The sequence below is a fragment of the Bradyrhizobium sp. NBAIM18 genome, assembly GCF_020193825.1.
GTDB lineage: Bacteria > Pseudomonadota > Alphaproteobacteria > Rhizobiales > Xanthobacteraceae > Bradyrhizobium > Bradyrhizobium yuanmingense.
The window spans coordinates 76,598-100,655 of record NZ_JADYVO010000009.1 but is presented as its reverse complement, the minus strand read 5'-3'; the positions used below and the strand labels follow the sequence as shown (position 1 = coordinate 100,655).

Genomic DNA, 24,058 nt, shown 5'->3' with positions numbered 1-24,058 from the left:
GACGAGACAATCGAGATGACCGACAATCGCAATACCATCCTCGCCGTCATTCTGTCCGGCCTGGTGCTGATCGCCTGGCAGTACTTCTACAATGTGCCGCAGATGGAGAAGCAGCGCGCCCAGCAGCAGGCGCAGTCCGAGCTCCAGAAGGGCAGCACGCCGCAGCCGGGCGCGTCCCCGACGCCGGGCAGCGCGCCGCAGCCCGGCGCGGCCCAGCCGTCGACGCCGGCCGCGAGCCCGCCCCAAGCGGTCGTTTCGCGCGAGACTGCCATTGCAGCGAGCCCGCGCGTCAAGATCGAGACGCCGCGGATCGCCGGCAGCATCTCGCTGAAGGGCGGCCGCATCGACGACATCGCGCTGGTGCAATATCGCGAGACGGTCGATCCGAAATCGCCGCCGATCGTCCTCTATTCGCCGTCGGGCACGGCGGAGCCCTATTACGCCGAGTTCGGCTGGGTTGCAGCGACGGGCGTGACGGCAAAGATGCCGGATGCCCAGACCGTCTGGCAGCAGGAGGGCAGCGGCAGCCTGACGCCGTCGACGCCCGTGGTGCTGAAATGGGACAATGGCGACGGCCTGACTTTCCGCCGCACCATCGCCGTCGACGACCATTATCTCTTCACCATCAAGGACGAGGTGAGCAATGTCGGCAACGCGCCCGTCACGCTCTATCCGTTCGCGCTGATCTCGCGCCACGGCGCGCCGCATGTCTCCGGCTACTATATCCTGCATGAGGGCCTGATCGGCTATCTCGGCGAACACAGGCTGCAGGAATATGCCTACAGCAAGATCGACGAAGCCAAGCAGGTGAACTTCAAGGCCACCAATGGCTGGCTCGGCATCACCGACAAATACTGGGCCTCCGCGCTGCTGCCGGATACCAACGCCCAGCTCCAGGCGCGCTTCTCGTCCAACCCGGTCGGCAAGGTCCATACCTACCAGACCGACTATCTGCTCGACCCCGTCACAGTCGCGATCGGCGGCACCGCGACGGCCAACGCGCGGCTGTTCGCAGGCGCCAAGGAAGCCGGCGTGGTCGGCATCAACTTCCCGCTCGCAGGCCTAGGCGGCTACAACAAGGCGCTCGGCCTCAACCAGTTCGACCTGCTGATCGACTGGGGCTGGTTCTACTTCCTCACCAAGCCGATGTTCCTCGGCCTCGACTTCTTCTTCCGCTTCTTCGGCAATTTCGGCGTCTCGATCCTGCTGGTGACGGTGATCGTGAAGCTGTTGTTCTTCCCGCTGGCGAACAAGTCCTACGCCTCGATGGCGAAGATGAAGTCGATCCAGCCGCAGCTTTTGGCGCTGAAGGAGCGCTATCCCGACGACAAGGTGAAGCAGCAGCAGGAGATGATGGAGATCTACCGCAAGGAGAAGATCAATCCGGTCGCCGGCTGTCTGCCCGTGCTGATTCAGATCCCGGTGTTCTTCGCGCTCTACAAGGTGCTGTTCGTCACCATCGAGATGCGGCACGCGCCGTTCTTCGGCTGGATCAAGGACCTCTCGGCGCCGGACCCGACCAACCTCTTCAACCTGTTCGGGCTGATCCCGTTCGATCCGACCACGATTCCGGTGTTCGGCTATTATCTCGCGCTCGGCATCTGGCCGATCATCATGGGCATCACGATGTGGATTCAGATGAAGCTGAATCCGACGCCGCCGGATCCGACGCAGCAGATCATCTTCAACTGGATGCCGCTGATCTTCACATTCATGCTGGCGGGCTTCCCGGCGGGCCTCGTGATCTACTGGGCCTGGAACAACCTGCTCTCGGTGGTCCAGCAGGGCTACATCATGCGCCGCAACGGCGTGAAGGTGGAGCTGTTCGACAACATTCGGAACTCGTTCAAAAAAAAAGTGACGACTGAGGCAACGTAGCCGTCGTTGCGAGGAGCCAAGCGACGAAGCAATCCAGAGTCCCTCGGCGGATGCATTTCTGGATTGCTTCGCTTCGCTCGCAATGACGTGAGGAAACAGCGGAGCTTCGCATGACCGACGATAAAGATGCGAAGCTGATCGAGGCCGGGCGCAAGCTGTTCGCCCGTGACTGGCAGTTCATCTGGGCCTCGCCTTCGATCGAAACGCTGCCGCCGATGGCGGGGCTGGAGATCGCCTTTGCCGGGCGCTCCAATGTCGGCAAGTCGAGCCTGATCAACGCGCTCACGGGGCGCAACGCGCTGGCGCGCACCTCGCATACGCCGGGCCGCACCCAGGAGCTGATCTTCTTCGAGGTCCCCGGCAAGAACGACCTGCGCCTCGTCGACATGCCCGGCTACGGCTATGCCAAGGCGCCGAAGAGCCAGGTCGCGTCCTGGACCGAGCTGATCCACAAATTCCTGCTGGGACGCGCCAGTCTCGCGCGCGTCTACGTGCTGATCGACGCGCGGCACGGGATCAAGGATGTCGATCTCGAGGTGCTGAAGACGCTCGACCGCTCCGCGGTCAGCTACCAGATCGTGCTGACCAAGGCCGACCAGGTGAAAGTCGCCGAGCTGCAAGCACGCATCGCCGAGACCGAGGCCGTGCTCGCCAAGCATCCGGCCGCGTTCCCGACCGTGCTCGCGACCTCGTCGCGCAGCGCGACCGGCATGGCCGAGCTTCGCGCCGCGATGGCGAAGCTCCTGGAAGAGCGGGCCTCGTGATGGCAGCGCACCGCCTGCTGATCTGGCTTGCGGGCGTTATGGGCGCGGCCGGCGTCGCGCTGGCCGCCGCGTCCGCCCATGGTGCGGACGCGAGCCGTCTTGCCTCCGCCAGCGCCATGCTGCTGTTTCATGCAAGTGCCATACTTGCGACCATCGCCTTGCTCACGCGCGGCCTTCTGCACGGCGGAATTGGACTCGTGGCGACGTTCGGCTTCGCGATCGGTGCCGCGCTGTTCGCAGGCGACCTCACCTTGCGGCAGTATGCCGGGCACGCGCTGTTTCCGATGGCGGCGCCGACGGGCGGAATGGTGATGATTGCGAGCTGGCTGGCGGTAAGCGTGGCGGCGGTGGTGGCGAAGCGCTGAATCCGTAGCCCGGATGGAGCGCAGCGCAATCCGGGGCCGGTGTCTGCGGCGACGAATCCCGGATTACGCTGCGCTCCATCCGGGCTACATAGCTGCCACACCTTTGCGCTGTCCCCGCCAATCGGATAGAACGCGCACCATTCGACCCGCCAGCGAGACCCGCGACATGACCGACATCTCTCCGCTCGACCAGGCCCGCATCCTGTCCGAAGCGCTGCCGCACATGCAGCAATATGACGAGGAAACCATCGTCATCAAATATGGCGGCCATGCCATGGGCGACGAGGAGACCGCGAAGAACTTTGCCCGCGACATCGTGCTCTTGGAGCAGACCGCGATCAATCCGGTGGTGGTGCATGGCGGCGGGCCGCAGATCGCGACCATGCTCAAGCGTCTTGGGATCGTCTCGGAATTCGCCGCGGGCCTGCGCATCACCGATGCCGCGACCATCGAGATCGTCGAGATGGTGCTCGCCGGCTCCGTCAACAAGCAGATCGTCGGCTACATCAACGAGGCCGGCGGCAAGGCGGTGGGCCTGTCCGGCAAGGACGGCAACATGGTGAAGGCGACCAAGACGACGCGCACCATCGTCGATCCCGACTCGAACATCGAGAAGGCGATCGATCTCGGCTTCGTCGGCGACCCCGAGAAGGTCGACCTCACTTTGCTGAACCAGCTGATCGGCTACGAGCTGATCCCGGTGCTGGCGCCGCTCGCAACCTCGAAAGAGGGCCAGACGCTGAACATCAACGCCGACACCTTTGCAGGGGCGGTCGCCGGCGCGCTGAAAGCCAAGCGCCTGCTGCTGCTCACCGACGTGCCCGGCGTGCTCGACAAATCGAAGAAGCTGATTCCGCAATTGTCGGTAAAGGACGCGCGAAAACTGATCGCCGACGGCACCATCTCCGGCGGCATGATCCCGAAGGTCGAGACCTGCATCTACGCGCTGGAGCAGGGCGTCGAGGGCGTCGTCATCATCGACGGCAAGATGCAGCACGCGGTGCTGCTCGAGCTCTTCACCAACCAGGGCACGGGCACGCTGATCCACAAGTGAGAGACGAGCAGCGAAGAAGAGAGGGCGTCATGCCCGGGCTTGTCCCGGGCATCCACGTTCCTTCTTTGCCGAAGCGAGACGTGGATGGCCGGGACAAGCCCGGCCATGACGACCGGAGAAAGTCGAAACATCGCCGCTCCCCGCTCACCCGCTTCCTGATGACGCTGCCGGCGGCCGTCGTCTCCTTCTTCTTCTCCTCGGCGCCGGCGATCGCCGACCTCAAGATCTGCAACCGCATGTCCTATGTGGTCGAGGCCGCGATCGGCATCGACGACAAGGCGGCCACCGCGACGCGCGGCTGGTTCAGGATCGATCCCGCCGCCTGCCGCGTGGTGGTGCAGGGCACGCTGACCGCGGACCGCATCCTGCTCAACGCGCGCGCGCTCGGCGTCTACGGCGCGTCCCCGATCCCGCAAAGCGGCAACGACATGCTGTGCGTCGCGCAGGACAATTTCGTCATCGCGGCGGCGCGGCAGTGCCGCAGCGGCCAGACCCAGGTTCCCTTCACGCAGGTGACGCCGACGCAAAGCCCGGACGGCAACCTCGTCGCTTATCTCGCCGAGGATTCCGAGTATGACGACGAGCAGGCGCGCCTCGCCGGCATCCAGCGGCTCCTGGTGATCGCAGGCTACGACGCCGCGCCGATCGATGGCGTCGACGGGCCGAAGACGCAGAGCGCGCTGGCCGCATTCCTGAAGAGCCGAGGCTTGTCGTCCGACATCGTGGGCTCGCAAAACTTCTTCAAGACCATGGTCGATGCGGTGCAGACGCCATCCGCGACCGGCCTCACCTGGTGCAACGACACGCCGCACAAGGTGATGGCGGCGATCGCGACCGACGACGGCAAGGCGGTGACCAGCCGCGGCTGGTATCGCATCGATCCCAAGACCTGCCTGCACCCCGATGTATCAGGCCAGCCGAAGCAGATCTTCAGCTTCGCGGAAGCGGTCGACGCCGACAACCGAACCGTCAAGCTGAAGGACAAGCCGCTGAACTGGGGCGGCGACAGGCAGCTCTGCACACGCGAGACCAAGTTCGAGACCAGCGAGCAGACCGATTGCGGCGCGCGCGGCTTTGCACCAACGGGCTTCGGCGCGGTAGACATGTCGAGCGGCGGCAAGACGCTGCGCTTTGCCGTGCCGTGAGCGAGAGACTTGTGATGAGCCCACCCCGCAGCTTCAGCCATGTCGACACCTGGGTGTTCGACCTCGACAACACGCTCTATCCGCATCACGTCAATCTGTGGCAGCAGGTCGATGCGCGGATCGGGGAGTTCGTCTGCAACTGGCTGAATGTCGGCCCGGAGGAAGCGCGGGCGATCCAGAAGGACTATTACCGGCGCTTCGGCACCACGATGCGCGGCATGATGACCCTGCACGGCGTCTCCGCCGACGACTATCTCGCCTATGTCCACAAGATCGACCACTCGCCGCTGGAGCCGAACCCGACGCTCGGCGCGGCCATCGCAAAGCTGCCGGGGCGCAAGCTGATCCTCACCAACGGCTCGGTCAACCATGTCGATGCCGTGCTGGCGCGGCTCGGCTTCGCCGGCCATTTCGACGGCGTGTTCGACATCATCGCCGCCGAGTTCGAACCGAAGCCGGCGGAGCAGACCTACCGCAAGTTCCTCGGCCAGCATGCGGTCGATCCGACCCGCGCCGCCATGTTCGAGGACCTCGCCCGCAACCTCACCGTCCCGCACCAGCTCGGCATGACCACGGTGCTGGTGGTGCCCGACGGCACCAAGGAGGTGGTGCGCGAGGATTGGGAGCTGGAAGGCCGCGACGCCGCCCATGTCGACCACGTCACGGATGATCTGGCGGGGTTTTTGGCGGGATTATCGCCCCAATAGCCGCCGTCGTCCCGGGCAAGCGTAAGCGCAGACCCGGGATCCATAACCACAGGGAGTGGTTGTCGCGCGAGATCGATAACTCCGAGTCGTCGCCAAACGACTGCCTGTGGTTATGGGTCCCGGATCTGCGCGCGCCTTAAGGGCGCGCTTGTTCGGGACGACAGCGGAGCATGGGCAAAGGTGGACTATGCCTTGACTTCACCCCTGCAAATCCCGAAAAAGCGCTCCAATTCGCGCGAAACCACGCGCTCCCCAGAGGAAATCCCGATGTCCCTTGCAGCCCTCGAATCCACCATCAACAGCGCCTTCGAGGCGCGTGACGGCATCTCGACCACGACCAAGGGCGAGGTGCGCGAGGCCGTCGACCAGTCGCTGGAGATCCTGGACAAGGGCGAGGCGCGCGTTGCCGAGCGCGGCAGCGACGGCAAGTGGAAGGTCAATCAATGGCTGAAGAAGGCCGTGCTGCTGTCGTTCCGCCTCAACGACATGGACGTCATTGGCGGCGGCCCCGGCAAGGCAAGCTGGTGGGACAAGGTGCCCTCGAAGTTCGAAGGCTGGGGCCCGAACCGCTTTCGCGATGCCGGTTTTCGCGCGGTGCCGGGCGCGGTCGTGCGCCGCTCGGCCTTCATCGCCAAGAACGTCGTCTTGATGCCGTCCTTCGTCAATCTCGGCGCCTATGTCGATGAGAGCACGATGGTCGACACCTGGGCCACCGTCGGCTCCTGCGCGCAGATCGGCAAGCGCGTGCACATCTCGGGCGGCGCCGGCATCGGCGGCGTGCTCGAGCCGCTGCAGGCCGAGCCGGTCATCATCGAGGACGATTGCTTCATCGGGGCGCGCTCGGAAGTCGCCGAAGGCGTGATCGTGCGCAAGGGCGCGGTGCTGGCGATGGGCGTGTTCCTGGGCGCCTCGACCAAGATCGTCGACCGCGAGACCGGCGAGGTCTTCATGGGCGAAGTGCCCGAATATTCCGTCGTGGTGCCCGGCGCGCTGCCCGGCAAGCCGATGAAGAACGGCCAGATCGGCCCGAGCACCGCCTGCGCCGTGATCGTCAAGCGCGTCGACGAGCGCACGCGGTCGAAGACCAGCATCAACGAGCTGCTGCGGGACTGATGCAAGGCGAGTAGCGAATGGCCAGTGGCGAACAGGGCCCGCACCCTACTCGCGATTGGCTATTCACCATTCCCGGCCGGGATCGAACCCACCTTCCCTCCATCGCGACCAATGTCCGGGCGGGCCCTCCTGCCTGGAGCTTCTCGCATGGACCGGACCTGGTATCTCTTCCGCTTCGACGGCCGCATCAACCGCGCCCTGCTGTGGCAGGCGCTGCTGATCGTTGCGCTGCTGGCAGGCTTGCTGGAGGTGATCGGTCAGATCATTCATCTGCCCAATGCCGACGGATCGTTGAAGCTCTCGCTCAAGCTCGATTTCGGCCTTGGCGATCTGTTCAAGCTGGCCGATCCCCGGGAACACCCTTCACTCGCGTCTACCGACCGCGCGCCCCTGATCCTGAGGGCACTCGGCATGTCGCTGTTCCTGTGGGTCTATCTGGCAACGGCGATCAAGCGGCTGCAGGACCGTGACAGGAGCGGCTGGTGGCTCGTTCCGTTTTTCGTCGTGCCCGGCCTCTTCAACCAGTTCTCGGACCTGCTCCCCGACACCAATGTGATGCTTCTTTTCAACCTCGCCGCTTCGATGCTGTGGCTGTGGGGTCTCGTCGAGATGCTCTGCGTGCCCGGCACTGTCGGCGATAACCGGTTCGGGCCTGATCCGCTGGCCGGGATCGCGTATGAGTCCACGCCCGCCTCGCCGCCTGCGAAGAGCTGGGACCAGGGCCGCGAGATCGAAATTGTTCCGCCCAGCGCTAGCCCACCCGGCGGCATGCATGTTAAGCGGGGCGCATGACCGATGCTCTCTCCATTGCCCGCGACCTGATCCGTTGCCCTTCAGTCACTCCGGCCGATGCCGGCGCGCTCGGGGTGCTCGAAAAAATCCTGGGCGCTGCCGGCTTCACCTGTCACCGCGTGACCTTCAGCGAGCCTGGCACCGCCGACGTCGACAATCTCTATGCGCGGATCGGCACGGAAAGTCCGCACATCACCTTTGCTGGCCACACCGATGTGGTGCCGCCCGGCGACGAGAGCGCCTGGAGCGTCGGGGCGTTCTCCGGAGAGGTGAAGGAGGGCGTGCTGCATGGCCGCGGCGCGGTCGATATGAAGGGCGGCATCGCCTGCTCGGTCGCCGCGGTGCTGGAGCATCTCGCTGCCAATAACGGCAAGCCGCGCGAGGACGGTGCGGGCTCGATCTCGTTCCTGATCACGGGCGACGAGGAAGACGTCTCCATCAACGGCACCATCAAGCTGCTGAAATGGGCCGCCGAGCGCGGCGAGAAATTCGACCATTGCGTGCTCGGCGAGCCCTCCAACGTCGAGACGCTCGGCGACACCATCAAGATCGGCCGGCGCGGCTCGCAATCCGGCACGCTCGTCATCGACGGCGTGCAGGGCCACGTCGCCTATCCGCACCGCGCCTCCAATCCGGTGCCTGATATCTCGCGGCTGATCGTCGCGATCTCCGACGAGCCGCTCGACCATGGCAGCGCGCAATTCCAGGCGTCCAATCTCGAATTCGTCTCGGTCGACGTCGGCAACAAGGCCTTCAACGTCATCCCCGGCGAGGCCCGCGCAAGATTCAACATCCGCTACAACGACAACCACACCCAGGCGAGCTTGCGTGAATTGGTGGAGACGCGTCTCGCCAAAGCCTGCGGCAACCGCATCAAGGCCCGCATCGTCTGGGAGCCCTCGAACTCGAACGTGTTCGTGACCAAGCCGGGTCCGTTCACCGATCTCGCGGTCTCCGCGATCGAGGAGGTGACGGGGCGCAAGCCCGAGCTCTCGACCTCAGGCGGCACGTCGGATGCGCGGTTTATTTCAAGCTATTGCCCCGTGATCGAGTTCGGCCTGGTCGGGCAGACCATGCACCAGGTCGACGAGCGCGTGCCGGTGGCGGATCTGGAGAGGCTGACGAAGGTGTATCGCGGGATTTTGGCGCGGTATTTTGCTTGAGGCAGTGTTGCCTCCACAAACACGACCGTCATCGCCCGGCTTGACCGGGCGATCCAGTATTCCAGAGACGGCAGTGATTGAGCCGAGAGGCCGCGGCGTACTGGATGCCCGGTCAAGCCGGGGCATGACACCGAGGTTTGGCGAGAGCATGCCCACTCTCTGCGCCGCTCGCCTAATAATCCACCTTCATCAAATACAGCCCCTCAGGCGGGGCGACGATGCCGCAGGCGGTGCGGTTGCGGGCTTTGAGTGCGGCGGAGAGATCGTCGGCGGTCCAGCGGCCCTCGCCGACCCAGACCAGGGATCCCACCATCGAGCGCACCTGGCTGTGCAGGAACGAGCGCGCCGAGGTGATGACGTTGATCTCGCGGCCATCGCGGATCACGTCCAGCTGGTCGAGCGTCTTCTCCGGCGATTTGGCTTGGCACTCGGTGTCGCGAAAGGTGGTGAAATCGTGCTTGCCGAGCAGGCGCTGCGCCGCCGCGTGCATTGCGTCGGCATCGAGCTTGCGCGGCACGCGCCAGGCGTGGCCGACATCGAGCGCGAGATTGGCGCGAGTGTTGACGATGCGATAGCGGTAGTGGCGCTTGACCGCCGAGAAGCGCGCCTCGAAATCGTCGGGCACGATCTCGGCCTCGAGCACCGCGATCGGATGCGGGCGCAGATGCGCGTTGAGCCCGTCGCGAAAACGGCCCGGCGGAAACTGCTTGTCGACGTCGACATGGGCGACTTGGCCGCGTGCATGCACGCCGGCATCGGTGCGGCCGGCACCGTGCACGCGCAGATCCGCCCCGGTCATCGCCTTCACCGCGGCTTGCAGCGCGCCCTGCACCGACGGCAGCGTGTCCTGCACCTGCCAGCCGAAGAACGGCGCGCCGTCATATTCGATGGTGAGCTTGTAGCGGGGCATCGTGTCCAGTTTCGTCGTCATTGCCCGCCTTGTGCGCTGTTGCGCACTGGGGCGGACAATCCAGTAATCCGCAGCCTATCCGATTAGCCGAGAAGCCTCGGCGTACTGGATACCCCGCCTTCGCGGGGTATGACAGTGTCAGGTGAATTTGGATCCCGCCTTTAACGGCACGCCGCGCAGGAAGTCCGCGGCCTGCATGCGGGCCTTGCCCTCGCGCTGCAGCTCGATGATGCGGATGGCGCCGTCGCCGCAGGCGACGGTAAGCTGATCGTCGAGCATTTCGCCAGGCGCGCCGGCGCCTTGCGCCAACTCGCAACGCAGGATTTTGACGCGGGCATCGTCAAGCTCGCTCCAGGCGCCGGGGAAGGGCGAGAGGCCATGGACGTGGCGCAGCACCGCGCGCGCGGGCCTGGTCCAGTCGATCCGCGTCTCCGCCTTCTCGATCTTGGCGGCGTAGGTGACGCCGTCCGCGCTCTGCGCCTTGAGCTGGAGCCCGCCGCGTTCGAGCGCGGCCATCGCGCGCACCATCAGGTCGGCGCCAAGGCGGGACAGACGATCGTGCAGGTCGAGCGCGGTCATGTTGTCGGTGATCGTGATGCGCTCGGCCATGGCGACGTCGCCGGTATCTAAGCCGACATCCATCTTCATCACCATCACGCCGCTCTCGGCATCATCAGCCATGATGGCGCGGTTGATCGGCGCGGCGCCGCGCCAGCGCGGCAACAGCGATGCGTGCAGATTGTAGCAGCCGAGTTTTGGCGCATCGAGGATCGCCTGCGGCAGGATCATGCCATAGGCGACGACGACGGCCGCATCCGCATCAAACGCGCGGAACTCCGCCAGCGCCTGCTCGGTCTTCAACGTCTTCGGCGTCAGCACGGGAATGCCGAGCTTTCGCGCGGCTTCCTCGACCGGGGTCGGCTGCAATTGCAGGCCGCGCCGGCCGCCCGGCTTCGGCGCGCGGGTGTAGACCGCCACGATCTCGTGGCCATGCGCGACCAGCTCGAGCAGCGTCGGCACGGAGAAATCGGGCGTGCCCATGAAGATGAGGCGGAGGGGCATTTGACGAGACAATCCTTGAAACGAGCAAGGTACTCGTCATGGCCGGGCTTGTCCCGGCCATCCACGTTCGTCCTGCTCGCGGCGGCAAAGAACGTGGATGCCCGGGACAAGCCCGGGCATGACGGGCGGAGGAATTATCACTCCGCCGCGCGCTTGGCGGCTTTCTCGAACTTCTTCATGACGCGGTCGCGCTTGAGCTTCGACAGATAGTCGACGAACAGCACGCCGTTGAGATGGTCGATCTCGTGCTGGATGCAGGTGGCGTAGAGCCCTTCGGCATCTTCCTCGTGCACCTTGCCGTCGAGATCGGTGAAGCGCACGCGCACCTTCGCGGGACGCTCGACCTCCTCGTAATATTCCGGGATCGAGAGGCAGCCTTCCTCGTAGACCGACAGTTCCTCGGACGAGGCGATGATCTCGGGGTTGATGAAGACGCGCGGCAGCGGCTTGGTCTCGCCGTTCTCGTCGCGCTTGGCGAGGTCCATGGTGATCAGGCGCAGCGGCTGCGCGACCTGGATCGCCGCGAGCCCGATGCCGGGCGCGTCGTACATGGTCTCGAACATGTCGTCGGCAAGCTTGCGGATCTCCGCCGTGACCTTCTCGATCGGCTTGGAGACCAGGCGCAACTGCTTGTCGGGCAGGATGATGATTTCTCTGAGGGCCATGGCCGCGATTTAAGCCGCGCGCCGGATGCGGTCAATGCGGCCCGGAACCCCTTAACCCCTCGCTAACCATAAAACTTCACCTTTCATTAACCATGAAAATTAGGGCCCGGTTAACCCAGAATGTTCCCTCTTCGTTCGCGAGAGCGCAGCGAATCGGCTACAAGGCGGCATGAACGAGATCATTGTGCTGGGCGACTGGCCGGTGCGCATCGTCGATGCGCTGATCGGCTTCGGTGCGCTCGTCCTCATCCTGCTGGTTGTGATTGCGGTTGTGATCGCGCGCTCGGGGCGGCGTGGCGCGGAACTCGCCATGGCGAACGCAATCCGTGCCGACGAGCTCGAGGAGCGGCTCGCCCAGGTGCTGCACGCCCAGAGCGAGGCCTCGGGGCGGGTCGACGCCATGACCCAGGCGCTGGCGGGACGCCAGGCCGAGATGGCGCGGGCGGTCAACGAGCGGCTTGATTCGGTGACGCATCGGGTCGGCCAGTCCATGGAACATTCGACCCGCAACACCATGGAGAGCCTGCGCGCGCTGCATGAACGGCTCGGCATCATCGACAACGCGCACAAGAACCTCACCGACCTCACCACGCAGGTGACCACTCTGCGCGACGTACTCGCCAACAAGCAGTCGCGCGGCGCCTTCGGCCAGGCGCGGATGGAGGCGATCGTCCAGGACGGTCTGCCCAAGGGCTCCTACGAGTTCCAGTTCACGCTCTCGACCGGAAAACGGCCGGACTGCGTCGTGTTCCTGCCCGACCAGCGCCCGCTCTGCATCGACGCGAAGTTTCCGCTGGAGGCGATGACGGCGCTGCACGACGCCCGCACCGACGAGGAGCGGCGCGTTGCCACGCAGCGGCTGCGCGGCGACGTGATGAAGCATGTCAGCGACATCGCGGAAAAATACCTCGTCACCGGCGAGACCCAGGAGATGGCGCTGATGTTCGTGCCGTCGGAATCGGTCTACGCCGAGATCCATGACGGCTTCGACGACGTGATCCAGAAGGCCTATCGCGCCCGCGTCGTGCTGGTGTCGCCCTCGCTGTTGATGCTCGCGATCCAGGTGATGCAGCAGATCATGAAAGACGCGCGCATGCGCGACGCCGCCGACCAGATCCGCACCGAAGTGATCAAGCTCGGCGACGATTTGGGGCGCCTGCGCGACCGCGTGCTCAAGCTGCAAAAGCATTTTGCCGACGTGAACGAGGACGTCCGCCAGGTGCTGATCTCCGCCGACAAGATCGAGAAGCGCGCAGGGCGAATCGAGGAGCTCGATTTCAGCAAGAGCGATGCGCCGGAGGCACCGCGCCTGGTGGCGACGGGAGCGGCAGAGCTGTTTCCGCGCAAGCTCCAGGCGGGGGAGTGAGACTAGGGCACACTGTCGTGCCCCGCGAAGGCGGGGCACCCAGTACGCCGTGACGATCGTTGTTAAGCCGACGTGCCGGTGTTTACTGGATCGCCCGCCTTCGCGGACGATGACGGCGGAATGGAAGGCGAAGATGGATCCACGCCAGTACTACGTGTACATTCTCGCCAGCCGAATTGGCGGCACGCTCTATATCGGCGTGACGAACGATCTCATCCGCCGGGTGGCGCAGCACAGGTTGAAGGTCATCGAAAGCTTCACGGAAAAGTACGACGTCGCCCGACTTGTCTACTTCGAGCAGTTCGACGATCCCGAGAATGCGATCAAGCGGGAGAAGCGGTTGAAGAAGTGGAATAGGGCCTGGAAGGTCCGCTTGATCGAGCAGCATAACCCAAACTGGGATGACCTCTATCCTGGGATAGCCGGACCATCATGATGGCGTCATGCTCAATGTCATGCCCCGCGAAGGCGGGGCATCCAGTATTCCGCAGCCCGTGCGGTTGAACCGAGACGCCGCGGAGTACTGGATCGTCCGCCTTCGCGGACGATGACACCGAGCGTGTTGGAAGCTCTCCCGTCTCACCAGCTACCGCGAGAGTCTTTTCCCCCAGAATCTGCTAACACCGCGCCATGACCGCACCCGACGCGACCTCCCCCGCCGCGACTTCCATCGCCTCGCCCTCCTGGCGCGACAGCCTTGCCGTTTACCTGCAGCCGCGGGTGCTGATTGTGCTGTTTCTCGGCTTCTCCTCGGGGCTGCCGCTGGCGCTGTCGGGCTCGACGCTGCTGGTGTGGATGGCCGAGGCCGGGGTCGATCTTGGAACGATCGGGCTGTTTGCGCTGGTTGGAACGCCATACACGCTCAAATTCCTGTGGGCGCCGCTGGTCGATGCGCTGCATGTGCCGTTCTTCACGCAGGCCTTCGGACGTCGCCGCGGGTGGCTGGTGTTTGCGCAACTGCTGCTGATCGGCGCGATTCTGCTGTTGGCGCTGACCGATCCGGCACGTTCGCCACTGCTTGTCGCGCTCGGCGCGCTGCTGGTCGCGACGATGTCCTCGACGCAGGACATCGTGGTCGACGCTTTCCGCGTCGAGAGCCTGCCCGAGAGCGAGCAGGCCGCCGGCATGGCCGCCTATGTCGCGGCCTATCGCATCGGCATGTTGGTCTCGACTGCAGGCGCCCTGTTCATCGTCACCGGCTTCGAGGCGATCGTCCCTCGTGGGGCCGCCTGGATGTGGGGCTATGTGGTGATGGCGGCTCTGGTGCTGATCGGCACGGTGACTGCGCTCGCCGCCACCGAGCCCGCACAATCCGCGCGCGCCGAGGCCGCCACGCAGGACGAGGGCGCGCTCACGCGGGTGTTCCATGCGGCGCTGGGCGCGTTCTCGGAATTCCTGCGACGCAAGGAAGCATGGGTCGTGCTCGCCTTCGTCGTGCTGTTCAAGTTCACCGACGCGTTCTCCGGCAATATGACCGTGCCGTTCGTCATCGATATCGGCTTCACGCGGAACGACTATGCCGTGATCGTCAAAGGCGTCGGCATCATCGCGACCCTGGCCGGCGGCTTTGCCGGCGGCTTCGTGGCCCGACGCTATTCGCTCGCGACCAGCCTGTGGATCGGCGGCATCGTGCAGGCGATGTCCAATTTGTCGTTCTCGTGGCTTGCGATTGTCGGCGTCAACGAATGGGCGCTGACCCTCGCGATCACCTCCGACAATTTCTGCAACGCCATCGGCACCGTGATCTTCGTCGCCTATCTCTCGGCGCTGTGCCAGAACCCGCTGCACACGGCGACCCAATATGCACTGCTGACGGCGCTCGCCGCGGTAGGACGGACCTATTTGTCGTCGGGCGCAGGCTATCTGGCGAAAGCGACGGGGTGGCCGATGTTCTTCGCGATCTCCGTCCTCGTCGCCATCCCGAGCCTGATGCTGCTGGCGTACTTGCAGAAGCGCGGGCATTTCGAGGCACTGGGGCCGGTGCGGGTGTAGGCACCCCTGTCATGCCCCGCGAAGGCGGGGCATCCAGTACTCCGAGACAGTCGTGATCGACCGAGAAGCTGAGGCGTACTGGATCGCCCGCCTTCGCGGGCGATGACACCGGAATCGGGGAGACGACTCCACCCCTACTGCTTCTTGATCAGGCTCCACTTCGTGATCACGGCCTCGCTCATCTGGCCGGGATCGCTGGCGCAGGCGACCTCGTCCACCTTCACGGAGATCTCCTTGCCGACGAAGGATTTCAGCTGGGCGGCCTGCGCCTCGCTGGAGGTGACGAGCTGGAACGTCTCGGGGCCGGTTTCGAGATTGCAGAGCCCGTTCGGCGGCGGCAGGCGGCGCGGTTCCGACGTGATCTGGTAGGTCGCGACGCGCTTGCCGTTCTTGACGTCGCGCACCTTCATCGCGTTGAGCTCGCCGGAGAGCACATCGCCAGTGTTGATCGGCTTGCCGGGCTTGGACGGCGGCAGCGCCGCGTCGCCCTGCTGCGCCGAGATGGCCGGGGTCACCAGCATCAGCATCGTTGCGACCAAAGCCCATCGCGTGGCGAAAAGTTTCGTCATGTCGTCCGTTCCGTAAAGTCTGGATGGCTAGAACAGGGTACGCTGCCGCATCGCAGCCGATAGCGTACCTTCATCGAGATAATCAAGCTCGCCGCCGACGGGAACCCCGTGGGCGAGCCGCGTCACCTTCACATTGGCGTCCTGAAGCAGGTCGGTGATGTAATGCGCTGTGGTCTGGCCGTCCACCGTCGCATTCAGCGCCAGGATGATTTCATGCACTTGCGAATCATGCGCGCGCGCCACCAGCGCGTCGATGGTGAGGTCCTGCGGGCCGACGCCGTCGAGCGGCGACAATGTCGCGCCGAGCACATGATAGCGCCCCTGGGTCGCATTGGCCCGCTCCAGCGCCCAGAGGTCGGCGACGTCGGCGACGACGACGATGATGGCAGGATCGCGCTTCGGATCGGTGCAGACGGTGCAGGGGTTTTGCGTGTCGATGTTGCCGCAGGTCTTGCAGACCTGGACCTTGTCCAGCGCCACCTGCAAGGCGCTCGACAACGGCATCATCAGTGCTTCACGCTTCTTGATCAGATGCAGCGCCGCGCGCCGCGCCGAGCGCGGACCGAGGCCCGGCAGCCGCGCGAGCAGCTGGACCAGCCGCTCGATCTCGGGACCTGCAACAGCGCCCATTTTATTGGCCGAACAGCCCCGGCGGCAGGCCGAGCCCGCCGGTGAGGGCCTGCATCTTCTCCTGCATGGCGGTCTCGGCCTTGCGGCGCGCATCAGCGAGGGCGGTGACGAGCAGGTCTTCCAGCACCTCGCGCTCCTCGGCCTTCATCAGCGAAGGATCGATCTTGATGCTCTTGACGTCCATCTTCGCGGTCATGCGCACGGCGACGAGACCGCCGCCGGAAATGCCTTCGACCTCGACGTTGGCGAGCTGGTCCTGCATCTCCTGCATCTTGGATTGCAGCTGCGCCGCCTGTTTCATCATGCCGAGAAAATCAGCCATGGGTGCGTGTCCTTGGAAAGAATGGTTCAGAGATCGTCGCCGTCGGAACCGTCGGGCGGATCGTCGCTGCCATAGTCGGCGTTAATATCGGTTTCCGGCGTCTCGGGAGCAAGCCTGCGGACCTCGACGACTTTGGCGCCGGGGAAACGCGACAGCACCTCCTGCACGCGCGGATCGGCTTCCGCGGTACGGGCATGCTCCTGCTTGGCCGCCTGGTTCACCGAGCGCAAAGTCGGCTGGCCCTGCTCGTTGGAGACGATCACGGTCCAGCGGCGGCCGGTCCACAGCTCGAACTTCTTCGCAAGTTCCGAGATCATGGTCTTGGAAGCGTTGGGCTCGAGCGCGACTTCCAGCCGCCCCTCCTCGAAACGGACGAGGCGCATGTCGCCTTCGAGCGCGCTCTTGGTCATGATGTCGCGCTTCTGCCCTGCGAGCGCAACCAGCTGCGTGAAGCTCGCGATGCGCAGCTGGGGCGCCGCCCCTTGCGTATCCGGCGCGGGCGCCGCCATCTGCGACCGGGCGCCACCGCCAAACGCTGGAGCCGAGGCTGTTGGCATGCGCACGGGCGCAGCCGACATCGGCGCCGCGGAGGCAACCGGCGCGGCCGGCGCGCCGCTCCGCGCGCTACTTCCGCCGTTCACGACCGGCGAGCCGCCGCCGTTCTGCTCGAGCATTCTGATCGCTTCGTCGGGCGTCGGCAGGTCGGCGACATAGGCGATGCGCACCAGCACCATTTCGGCCGCGGCCGCGGGGCGCGTTGCACCCTGCACCTCGGCGATGCCCTTGAGCAGCATCTGCCACATCCGCGACAGCACGCGCATCGAGATCTTGGAGGCGAACTCCTTGGCGCGCACCCGCTCGGTCTCGCCATAGGCGACGTTGTCGGCGGTCGCCGGGATGACCTTCACACGGGTGACGAAATTGACGAACTCGGCGAGGTCCGAGAGCACGACGATGGGATCGGCGCCGACATCGTATTGGTCGCGGAACTCCTTGAAGGCGGACGCGATGTCGCCGCGCGCCAGCGACTCGAACAGGTCGATGACCCGGGTGCGGTCGGCAAGGCCCAGCATCTGCCTGACGGCATCGGCCTTCACCTGCCCTGCCGCATGCGCGATCGCCTGGTCGAGCAGCGACAGCGAATCGCGCACCGAGCCCTCCGCGGCGCGCGCGATGATGCCGAGCGCTTCCGGCTCGATCTCGACGTTTTCCTTCGCCGCAATGCTGGCGAGGTGCTTCATCAGCACGTCGGCCTCGACGCGGCGCAGGTCGAAGCGCTGGCAGCGCGACAGCACGGTGACCGGAACCTTGCGGATCTCCGTCGTCGCGAACACGAACTTGGCGTGCTCGGGCGGTTCCTCCAGCGTCTTCAGGAAGGCGTTGAACGCCGCCGTCGACAGCATGTGGACTTCGTCGATGATGTAGACCTTGTAGCGGGCGCTGGCCGGGGCATAGCGCACGCTGTCATTGATCTGGCGGACGTCGTCGACGCCGGTATGCGAGGCCGCGTCCATCTCCAGCACGTCCATGTGCCGGCTTTCCATGATCGCTTGGCAATGAACTCCCAACGTCGGCATGTGGATGGTCGGCCCCTTCACCGATCCATCCGGCATCTCGTAGTTGAGTGCGCGGGCGAGAATGCGCGCGGTGGTGGTCTTACCGACCCCGCGGACGCCGGTGAGAATCCAGGCCTGCGGAATGCGGCCGGTCTCGAACGCATTGGAGACTGTGCGGACCACGGCCTCCTGGCCGATCAGGTCGTCGAACGAGGATGGGCGGTATTTGCGCGCCAGCACCCGGTAGGGCGCGTTGCCGGCCTGGCCGGCGCTGTCGGGATCGGGAGGGGCGCCAGCGTCGGTCATCGGTCGATCCGCAATGAAATGTCTCGTGGCCGGCTTTTGCGGAAAGGAGCGCGCTGGCGGCTGGTGCCGCCGGCGCTGGTTCGCTCGAAAAACAGGTAGGAGACTGACGAGCGACCCGATCCGGACCTCGTTAGGGCTGCTTCCTTCCGGACCTGACCCGGTTGGCGAGTGGCTCGTCCACCGCCAATCTCCCGGTGCCTATTTGGGGCCAAAGGGAGCGGAAAGCAAGCGGGGTCTGGGGCTGTTCCGACGGCGCTTGAGGACTTCCGGCGCCGAATTCGCCCTCATTCGGCCTGTCCCACCGGGTCCGGCGCATAAGGACCACGGCGCATACGCATGTTGTCTGGGGGCGTGGTCTCTGCGACGGTAAGAATCAATCCAGAGAAGCCTTCATGCCCGAACCCGCCTGGTCGCTGCACTCCCGCCTGAAAGAGGACACCATCGATATCGGCGACCTGCCGCTGTCGAAGGTGCTGGTCATCAAGGACGCGCATTATCCCTGGCTGCTGCTGGTGCCGCGGCGCGCCGACACGGTCGAGATCATCGATCTCGACGAGGTGCAGCAGGCGCAGCTGATGACGGAGATCTCCCGCGTCTCGCGCGCGCTGAAGGAGATCACCAAATGCGACAAGCTCAACATCGCCGCGCTCGGCAACCTCGTGCCGCAGCTGCACGTCCACATCATCGCGCGCCGCACCAGTGACGCGGCCTGGCCGCGGCCGGTGTGGGGCGTGATGCCGCCGCTGGCGCATGACGCCGCGGAGGTTCAGAATTTCATCAGCGCGCTTCGCCGCAAGATCTGGTTGGGTTGAAAGAACAATAATGTCAGCATTCAACGCGTTTCCGCTGGGGCAGCCGGCCTTCGTCACCAACGTCCTCGACCGCGCCGCGCATCTGCGCCGCGACGACGAAAAGCTGTTCGCGCTGGAGCAGAAGCCGTCCTCGCACGCCTATGTGGTCTATCGCGACTCGCTGCTGGTGAAGCGCGAGGGCGACAAGGTGCGGGCGCTACTCGGAATCGACGAGGCGCTGAAATGCGGCGCCAATCCCGGCACGGTGTTCCTCGGGCTTCGCGACGGTGCGGCCGTGTTCGGCATGGGCCTGTCGCAGGCCGCCGCCGAGAAGCTGGTCGGCCGCGAGGATTATACCGTGACCGAGCTGCGCGGCATGGCGATGCAGGGCGCGATCCCGCCCGAGGAGCTCTCGGCCGTCGCGATGGCGAAGTCGATGGTGGGATGGCATCAGCGCCACGGCTATTGCGCCAATTGCGGCGTACGCACCAGCATGAAGGAAGGCGGCTGGAAGCGCGACTGCCCGAGTTGCAAGGCCGAGCATTTTCCGCGCACCGATCCGGTCGTGATCATGCTGGTGGCGTCTGGCGACAAGTGCCTGCTCGGACGCCAGAAGCAGTTTCCGGCAGGGATGTATTCCTGCCTCGCCGGCTTCGTCGAGGCTGCCGAGACCATCGAGGACGCGGTGCGCCGAGAAATCTTTGAAGAGTCCGGGATCCGCTGCACCGACGTGCAATACTACATGACCCAGCCCTGGCCCTATCCGTCGTCGCTGATGATCGGCTGCAGCGCGCAGGCGCTGAACGAGGACATCGTCGTCGATCGGATGGAGCTGGAAGACGCGCGCTGGTTCACGCGCGAGGAGGCGGCGAAGATGCTGACGCGGACGCACCCGGACGGGTTGGCCGGCCCGCATCCGTTCGCGATCGCCCATCATCTGCTCGGCCGCTGGGTGCACGACAAGAGCAGCGCCTGAGCCGAGCCGACGATGGCCGGGATCGCGCCGCGCACCCTCTGCATCGGCATGCCGGTGCGCGATCTCATCCTGCGCGTCGAGGCCCTGCCCGAACGCGGCGGCAAGGCGAACGCCAGCCATCTCGCCGAGATTTGCGGCGGCAACGCGCTCAACGCCGCCATCGCGATGGCGCGGCTCAGCGGCCGCGTCGCCTTCGCGGGGCCGATGGCTGATGCGCGGGAGACGTCGAGCGCTTTCATTCTGGCGCAGATGGCGCAAGAGGGCATCGAGACCACGCACATCGTGCGCATGCCTGGCCTGAGCACGCCGGTCTCGGCGATCATGATCGAGCCCTCGGGCGAGCGGACGCTCACCATTTATCGCGATCCCGCGCTGTGGACCGTGAAGTTGCCCGAGGCCGACGCCTTGCTCGCCGATTGTCAGGCAGTGCTCGTCGAAAGCCGCTGCGCGGCGTTCGCCACCTCGCTTTGCACCGAGGCGCGCCGGCGCGGCATTCCCGTCATCGTCGGCGTCGACCGCGCGATGGCGCTGCAGGACGGCCTGCTCACGGCCGCCTCGCATCTGCTGTTCGCCAGCGCCCAGCTGCAGGAGACGGCCGGCATCGCTGACAATGGCGCGGCCTTGAAGCGCCTGGCGGAGCTGACGCCCGCCTTCCTCGCGGCCACAAGGGGCCCGCGCGGCGCGATCTGGCTGAACCGGGCGGGCGCGCTGGAGGAAACACCAGCCTTCCCGGTCCAGGCGGTCGATACGCTCGGCGCCGGCGACGTCTTCCATGGCGCGTTCGCGCTCGGCCTCGCTGAGGGTAAGGGCGTAAGGGAGGCAATGCGATTCGCCGCGGCCGCAGCGGCGCTGAAATGCACCCGCCATGGCGGCGGGCTGGCCGCCCCGCAACGCGCTGAAGTTGAAGAGCTTTTACAAGGCAAGCTCTAGAGCGATTCCATGGAAGCGCCGAGATTATGGGCTTGCCGTGGAAAGATTTTCTCTATATCAGGGAAATCTGCCCCTGAAATGAAACAAAGTTCTTCGAATGACTGACGTCGCCGTCCAAATTCCCGAGACCAGCCGCCGCCTCGACGCCATCGACCGCAAGATCCTGATGGTACTCCAGGAAGACGCCTCCCTCTCCGTCGCCGAGATCGGCGACCGAGTCGGCCTGTCCTCGACCCCCTGCTGGAAGCGCATCCAGCGCCTGGAGGCCGACGGCGTGATCATCAAGCGCGTCGCCCTCGTCGACCAGAACAAGATCGGGCTCGGCATCTCCGTGTTCGTGTCGGTCGAGAGCTCCGACCATTCGGATGCCTGGCTGAAGCGGTTCGCCGAGGCCGTCAGCGCCATGCCGGAGGTGATGGAGTTCTATCGCATGGCCGGCGACGTCGACTACATGCTGCGCGTCGTGGTCGCGGACATGCAGGCCTATGACGTGTTCTACAAGAAGCTGATCAGCGCCGTGCCGCTGAAGAACGTCACCTCGCGCTTCGCGATGGAGAAGATCAAGTCGGTGACGGCGCTGCCGATCCCGGCGGTGGTGGCGGCGTAGTTTACGCGACACGGAAGTGTCATCGCCCGATTTAATCGGGCGATCCAGTATTCCAGAGACAGCAGTGATTGAGCCGAGAGGCCGCGACGTACTGGATGCCCCGCCTGCGCGGGGCATGACAGCGAGAGTGTGGCGCGAGTTGTGCTTCCCGGACGCCACTCAGATCTTCTGATTGTACTCGCCGACTTCGGGATGCGTGCGCAGCACGCTGTTCACCATCTCGAACATGTCGTGCATGCGCTGCTCGGAGACCGGGCTCTCGACCACGACGACGAGCTCGGGCTTGTTGGAGGAGGCGCGCACCAGGCCCCAGCTGCCGTCCTCCACGGTGACGCGGACGCCGTTGACGGTGACGAGATCGCGGATCGCCTGGCCGCCGATCTTCGCGCCCTTGGCCTGCAGACCTTCGAAGTGCTTCACCACCTTGTCGATGACGCCGTATTTGGTCTCGTCGGCGCAATGCGGCGACATGGTCGGCGACGACCAGGTCTTCGGCAGCGCGTTCTTCAAATCGGCCATCGACTTGCCGGGCGCGCGGTCGAGCATGTCGCAGATCGCGAGCGCCGAGACCAGGCCGTCGTCATAACCGCGGCCATGGGGCTTGTTGAAGAAGAAGTGGCCGGACTTCTCGAAGCCCGCGAGCGCGCCGGTCTCGTTGGTGCGGCGCTTCATGTAGGAATGACCGGTCTTCCAATAAGCGGTCTTCGCGCCCTGCTTCTGCAGCACGGGATCGGTGATGAACAGGCCGGTGGACTTCACGTCGACAATGAACTGCGCGTCCTTGTGGATCGCCGACATGTCGCGCGCCAGCATCACGCCGACCTTGTCGGCAAAGATCTCCTCACCGGTGTTGTCGACCACGCCGCAGCGGTCGCCGTCACCGTCGAAACCGAGGCCGACATCGGCCTTGTGCTGCAGCACTGCGTCGCGGATCGCGTGCAGCATCTCCATGTCTTCCGGATTCGGGTTGTATTTCGGGAAGGTGTGGTCGAGCTCGGTGTCGAGCGGGATCACCTCGCAGCCGATCGCTTCCAGCACCTGCGGCGCGAATGCACCGGCGGTGCCGTTGCCGCAGGCCGCGACCACCTTGAGCTTGCGCTTAAGCTTCGGACGAGAGGTGAGGTCGGCGATGTAGCGCGCCGGATAATTCTCGTGGAACTGATAGGAGCCGCCGGCCTTGTTCTTGAACTCGGCGTTGAGCACGATTTCCTTCAGCCGCGTCATCTCGTCGGGGCCGAAGGTCAGCGGGCGGTTGGCGCCCATCTTCACGCCGGTCCAGCCATTGTCGTTGTGCGAGGCCGTGACCATCGCAACAGCGGGCACGTCGAGATCGAACTGTGCGAAATAGGCCATCGGCGTCACCGCAAGGCCGATGTCGTGCACCTTGCAGCCCGCCGCCATCAGGCCGGAGATCAGCGCGTATTTGATCGAGGCCGAGTAGCCACGGAAATCGTGGCCGGTGACGATCTCCTGGCGGACGCCGAGCTCGGCAATCAGCGCGCCGAGCCCCATGCCGAGCGCCTGCACACCCATCAGGTTGATTTCCTTCTGGAACAACCAGCGCGCGTCGTATTCGCGAAAGCCTGTCGGCTTCACCATCGGCTCGGATTCGAAGGCGTAGGTGTTGGGCAACAATACGGATTTCGGCTTCGGGAACATTGAGTCGGTCTCGTGAAAGGGGGGGCGGGAGTTGCTGCAGGCTTAGCGAATGCCAAACCGCAGCGAAAGGCGGGAATGAAGGCTTATGGCCGATAATTGCGGCAGTTTGGTAACGAAGAAACGTTACCGGGAGGGCGGCCAGAGCAAGAATGTCTTCTTGAAATTGAGGACCGCGCGATGGCGCGGGGTGCCTCTACTGCTCCAGCACCATCTGCCCGTTCGCGTACTCAAAACGCTTCAGGCGGGACAGGAAGGAGAGGCCGAGCAGGTTCTCCGACAGCGCCTCGTCCGGCAGCACCATGGCATCGACGTCGCGCACGATGAGGCCGCCGACGTCGAGCATGGCGATGCGGGTGCGCGCGGCCTTGATGGTGCCGTTGGCGGTGGAGACCGTGGCGTTGTAGTCGCCGCGCGAGGGACGGAGACCAAACCGGGCGGCCGAGGTCTCGTTCAGCGCAACGACGGAGGCGCCGGTATCGATCATGAAGCCGATGCGCTGGCCGTCGATGCGGCCCTCGGTCTGAAAATGACCGCGGGCGTCACGGGCAATGGCCAGGCTGCGGCCGCCGGCCGGCGCTGTGGCCGCGACTGCGACCGTCGTGCGCGGCACTGACGTGGCGGAAGCCGAGCTCATCTTGTCCGCCATCTGCGCCATGAAGGTGCCGAGGCCGATCATGACGGCCGCGATGATCATAATGTTACGCATCACACCACTTCCGAGCCGAAAGCCCGATTT

General features: G+C 65.1%; 25 protein-coding genes and 1 other RNA gene. 16 read left to right on the top strand and 10 right to left on the bottom strand.

All coding sequences use genetic code 11. The features are described from left to right. Positions 1-15: 15 nt before the first annotated feature. The 9 genes from yidC (at position 16) to dapE (ending at position 8,981) form a co-directional block, all read left to right on the top strand. Positions 16-1,878: a membrane protein insertase YidC gene (yidC, locus tag I6F17_RS21015; RefSeq protein ID WP_225124327.1), complete on the top strand. Its 1,863-nt coding sequence runs from the start codon at positions 16-18 to the stop codon at positions 1,876-1,878. 110 nt (positions 1,879-1,988) lie between these two features. Beyond that, the gene (yihA, locus tag I6F17_RS21010) at positions 1,989-2,642 is read left to right on the top strand and encodes a ribosome biogenesis GTP-binding protein YihA/YsxC (protein ID WP_036026511.1); all 654 of its coding nucleotides are present in this window, start codon (positions 1,989-1,991) and stop codon (positions 2,640-2,642) included. After that, positions 2,642-3,007 (top strand): DUF423 domain-containing protein, encoded by a 366-nt coding sequence (locus tag I6F17_RS21005; protein WP_225124443.1) that lies wholly within the window; start codon positions 2,642-2,644, stop codon positions 3,005-3,007. The genes yihA and I6F17_RS21005 overlap by 1 nt, the downstream gene beginning before the upstream one ends. Before the next feature lie 166 nt (positions 3,008-3,173). Continuing rightward, positions 3,174-4,061: an acetylglutamate kinase gene (argB, locus tag I6F17_RS21000; protein WP_036014067.1), complete on the top strand. Its 888-nt coding sequence runs from the start codon at positions 3,174-3,176 to the stop codon at positions 4,059-4,061. A 158-nt stretch (positions 4,062-4,219) separates the two neighbouring features. Continuing rightward, a complete protein-coding gene (locus I6F17_RS20995; protein ID WP_225124442.1) occupies positions 4,220-5,206 on the top strand; it encodes a DUF1036 domain-containing protein in 987 nt (328 codons plus the stop codon). 14 nt (positions 5,207-5,220) lie between these two features. Beyond that, the gene (locus tag I6F17_RS20990) at positions 5,221-5,913 is read left to right on the top strand and encodes a pyrimidine 5'-nucleotidase (RefSeq protein WP_225124326.1); all 693 of its coding nucleotides are present in this window, start codon (positions 5,221-5,223) and stop codon (positions 5,911-5,913) included. Between the two features lie 267 nt (positions 5,914-6,180). Next, positions 6,181-7,026 carry a 2,3,4,5-tetrahydropyridine-2,6-dicarboxylate N-succinyltransferase gene (dapD, locus tag I6F17_RS20985; RefSeq protein WP_057027810.1) on the top strand — a complete coding sequence of 282 codons (846 nt, stop codon included), beginning with the start codon at positions 6,181-6,183 and terminating at the stop codon, positions 7,024-7,026. A gap of 147 nt (positions 7,027-7,173) precedes the next feature. After that, positions 7,174-7,818 (top strand): DUF805 domain-containing protein, encoded by a 645-nt coding sequence (locus I6F17_RS20980; protein WP_225124325.1) that lies wholly within the window; start codon positions 7,174-7,176, stop codon positions 7,816-7,818. After that, a complete protein-coding gene (dapE, locus tag I6F17_RS20975; RefSeq protein WP_225124324.1) occupies positions 7,815-8,981 on the top strand; it encodes a succinyl-diaminopimelate desuccinylase in 1,167 nt (388 codons plus the stop codon). Before I6F17_RS20980 ends, dapE begins: the two co-directional genes overlap by 4 nt. A 172-nt stretch (positions 8,982-9,153) precedes the next feature. Here dapE and truA read toward each other — a convergent pair whose 3' ends face one another. The 3 genes from truA to def form a co-directional block, all read right to left on the bottom strand. After that, the gene (gene truA, locus I6F17_RS20970; RefSeq protein ID WP_225124441.1) at positions 9,154-9,891 is read right to left on the bottom strand and encodes a tRNA pseudouridine(38-40) synthase TruA; all 738 of its coding nucleotides are present in this window, start codon (positions 9,889-9,891) and stop codon (positions 9,154-9,156) included. A gap of 138 nt (positions 9,892-10,029) precedes the next feature. Then, positions 10,030-10,953, bottom strand: a complete 924-nt coding sequence (gene fmt / locus I6F17_RS20965) for a methionyl-tRNA formyltransferase (RefSeq protein ID WP_225124323.1) — start codon at positions 10,951-10,953, stop codon at positions 10,030-10,032. 137 nt (positions 10,954-11,090) lie between these two features. Continuing rightward, the gene (def, locus tag I6F17_RS20960; protein ID WP_036041776.1) at positions 11,091-11,618 is read right to left on the bottom strand and encodes a peptide deformylase; all 528 of its coding nucleotides are present in this window, start codon (positions 11,616-11,618) and stop codon (positions 11,091-11,093) included. A 169-nt stretch (positions 11,619-11,787) separates the two neighbouring features. Between def and rmuC the strand changes: the two genes are divergently transcribed. The 3 genes from rmuC (at position 11,788) to I6F17_RS20945 (ending at position 14,976) form a co-directional block, all read left to right on the top strand. Continuing rightward, positions 11,788-12,984: a DNA recombination protein RmuC gene (rmuC, locus tag I6F17_RS20955; protein WP_225124322.1), complete on the top strand. Its 1,197-nt coding sequence runs from the start codon at positions 11,788-11,790 to the stop codon at positions 12,982-12,984. A gap of 133 nt (positions 12,985-13,117) precedes the next feature. Beyond that, entirely contained in the window at positions 13,118-13,420 is a 303-nt protein-coding gene (locus I6F17_RS20950; protein WP_225124321.1) for a GIY-YIG nuclease family protein, read from the top strand. Between the two features lie 194 nt (positions 13,421-13,614). After that, positions 13,615-14,976: an MFS transporter gene (locus I6F17_RS20945; protein ID WP_225124320.1), complete on the top strand. Its 1,362-nt coding sequence runs from the start codon at positions 13,615-13,617 to the stop codon at positions 14,974-14,976. 134 nt (positions 14,977-15,110) lie between these two features. Here the strand turns inward: I6F17_RS20945 and I6F17_RS20940 are convergent, their stop codons facing one another. From I6F17_RS20940 to ffs, 5 genes are all read right to left on the bottom strand, one after another. Beyond that, a complete protein-coding gene (locus I6F17_RS20940; protein WP_036041781.1) occupies positions 15,111-15,545 on the bottom strand; it encodes a hypothetical protein in 435 nt (144 codons plus the stop codon). Between the two features lie 27 nt (positions 15,546-15,572). Then, positions 15,573-16,175, bottom strand: coding sequence for a recombination mediator RecR (gene recR / locus I6F17_RS20935; protein WP_036026497.1), 603 nt, complete (start codon positions 16,173-16,175; stop codon positions 15,573-15,575). 1 nt (position 16,176) lies between these two features. Further along, positions 16,177-16,497, bottom strand: coding sequence for a YbaB/EbfC family nucleoid-associated protein (locus I6F17_RS20930; protein ID WP_036014105.1), 321 nt, complete (start codon positions 16,495-16,497; stop codon positions 16,177-16,179). A 26-nt stretch (positions 16,498-16,523) separates the two neighbouring features. After that, a complete protein-coding gene (locus I6F17_RS20925; RefSeq protein ID WP_225124319.1) occupies positions 16,524-18,359 on the bottom strand; it encodes a DNA polymerase III subunit gamma/tau in 1,836 nt (611 codons plus the stop codon). A 95-nt stretch (positions 18,360-18,454) separates the two neighbouring features. Then, an RNA gene (ffs, locus tag I6F17_RS20920) (signal recognition particle sRNA small type) lies at positions 18,455-18,551 on the bottom strand. 200 nt (positions 18,552-18,751) lie between these two features. Here ffs and I6F17_RS20915 point away from each other — a divergent pair. The 4 genes from I6F17_RS20915 to I6F17_RS20900 all read left to right on the top strand — a co-directional run bounded on the left by I6F17_RS20915 (position 18,752) and on the right by I6F17_RS20900 (position 21,663). Further along, positions 18,752-19,171, top strand: a complete 420-nt coding sequence (locus I6F17_RS20915; RefSeq protein ID WP_036041788.1) for an HIT family protein — start codon at positions 18,752-18,754, stop codon at positions 19,169-19,171. Positions 19,172-19,181: 10 nt separating this feature from the next. Continuing rightward, positions 19,182-20,126, top strand: a complete 945-nt coding sequence (nudC, locus tag I6F17_RS20910; protein ID WP_225124318.1) for an NAD(+) diphosphatase — start codon at positions 19,182-19,184, stop codon at positions 20,124-20,126. A gap of 12 nt (positions 20,127-20,138) precedes the next feature. Further along, positions 20,139-21,056 carry a sugar kinase gene (locus I6F17_RS20905; protein ID WP_225124317.1) on the top strand — a complete coding sequence of 306 codons (918 nt, stop codon included), beginning with the start codon at positions 20,139-20,141 and terminating at the stop codon, positions 21,054-21,056. A 97-nt stretch (positions 21,057-21,153) separates the two neighbouring features. Then, a complete protein-coding gene (locus I6F17_RS20900; protein ID WP_025032510.1) occupies positions 21,154-21,663 on the top strand; it encodes an Lrp/AsnC family transcriptional regulator in 510 nt (169 codons plus the stop codon). A gap of 159 nt (positions 21,664-21,822) precedes the next feature. On the opposite strand, the gene I6F17_RS20895 is transcribed toward I6F17_RS20900, so the two are convergent. Together I6F17_RS20895 and I6F17_RS20890 are read right to left on the bottom strand one after the other, a co-directional pair. After that, positions 21,823-23,322, bottom strand: a complete 1,500-nt coding sequence (locus I6F17_RS20895) for a phosphomannomutase/phosphoglucomutase (RefSeq protein ID WP_225124316.1) — start codon at positions 23,320-23,322, stop codon at positions 21,823-21,825. 193 nt (positions 23,323-23,515) lie between these two features. Further along, positions 23,516-24,028: a TIGR02281 family clan AA aspartic protease gene (locus I6F17_RS20890; protein WP_157283378.1), complete on the bottom strand. Its 513-nt coding sequence runs from the start codon at positions 24,026-24,028 to the stop codon at positions 23,516-23,518. Positions 24,029-24,058 lie beyond the last annotated feature (30 nt).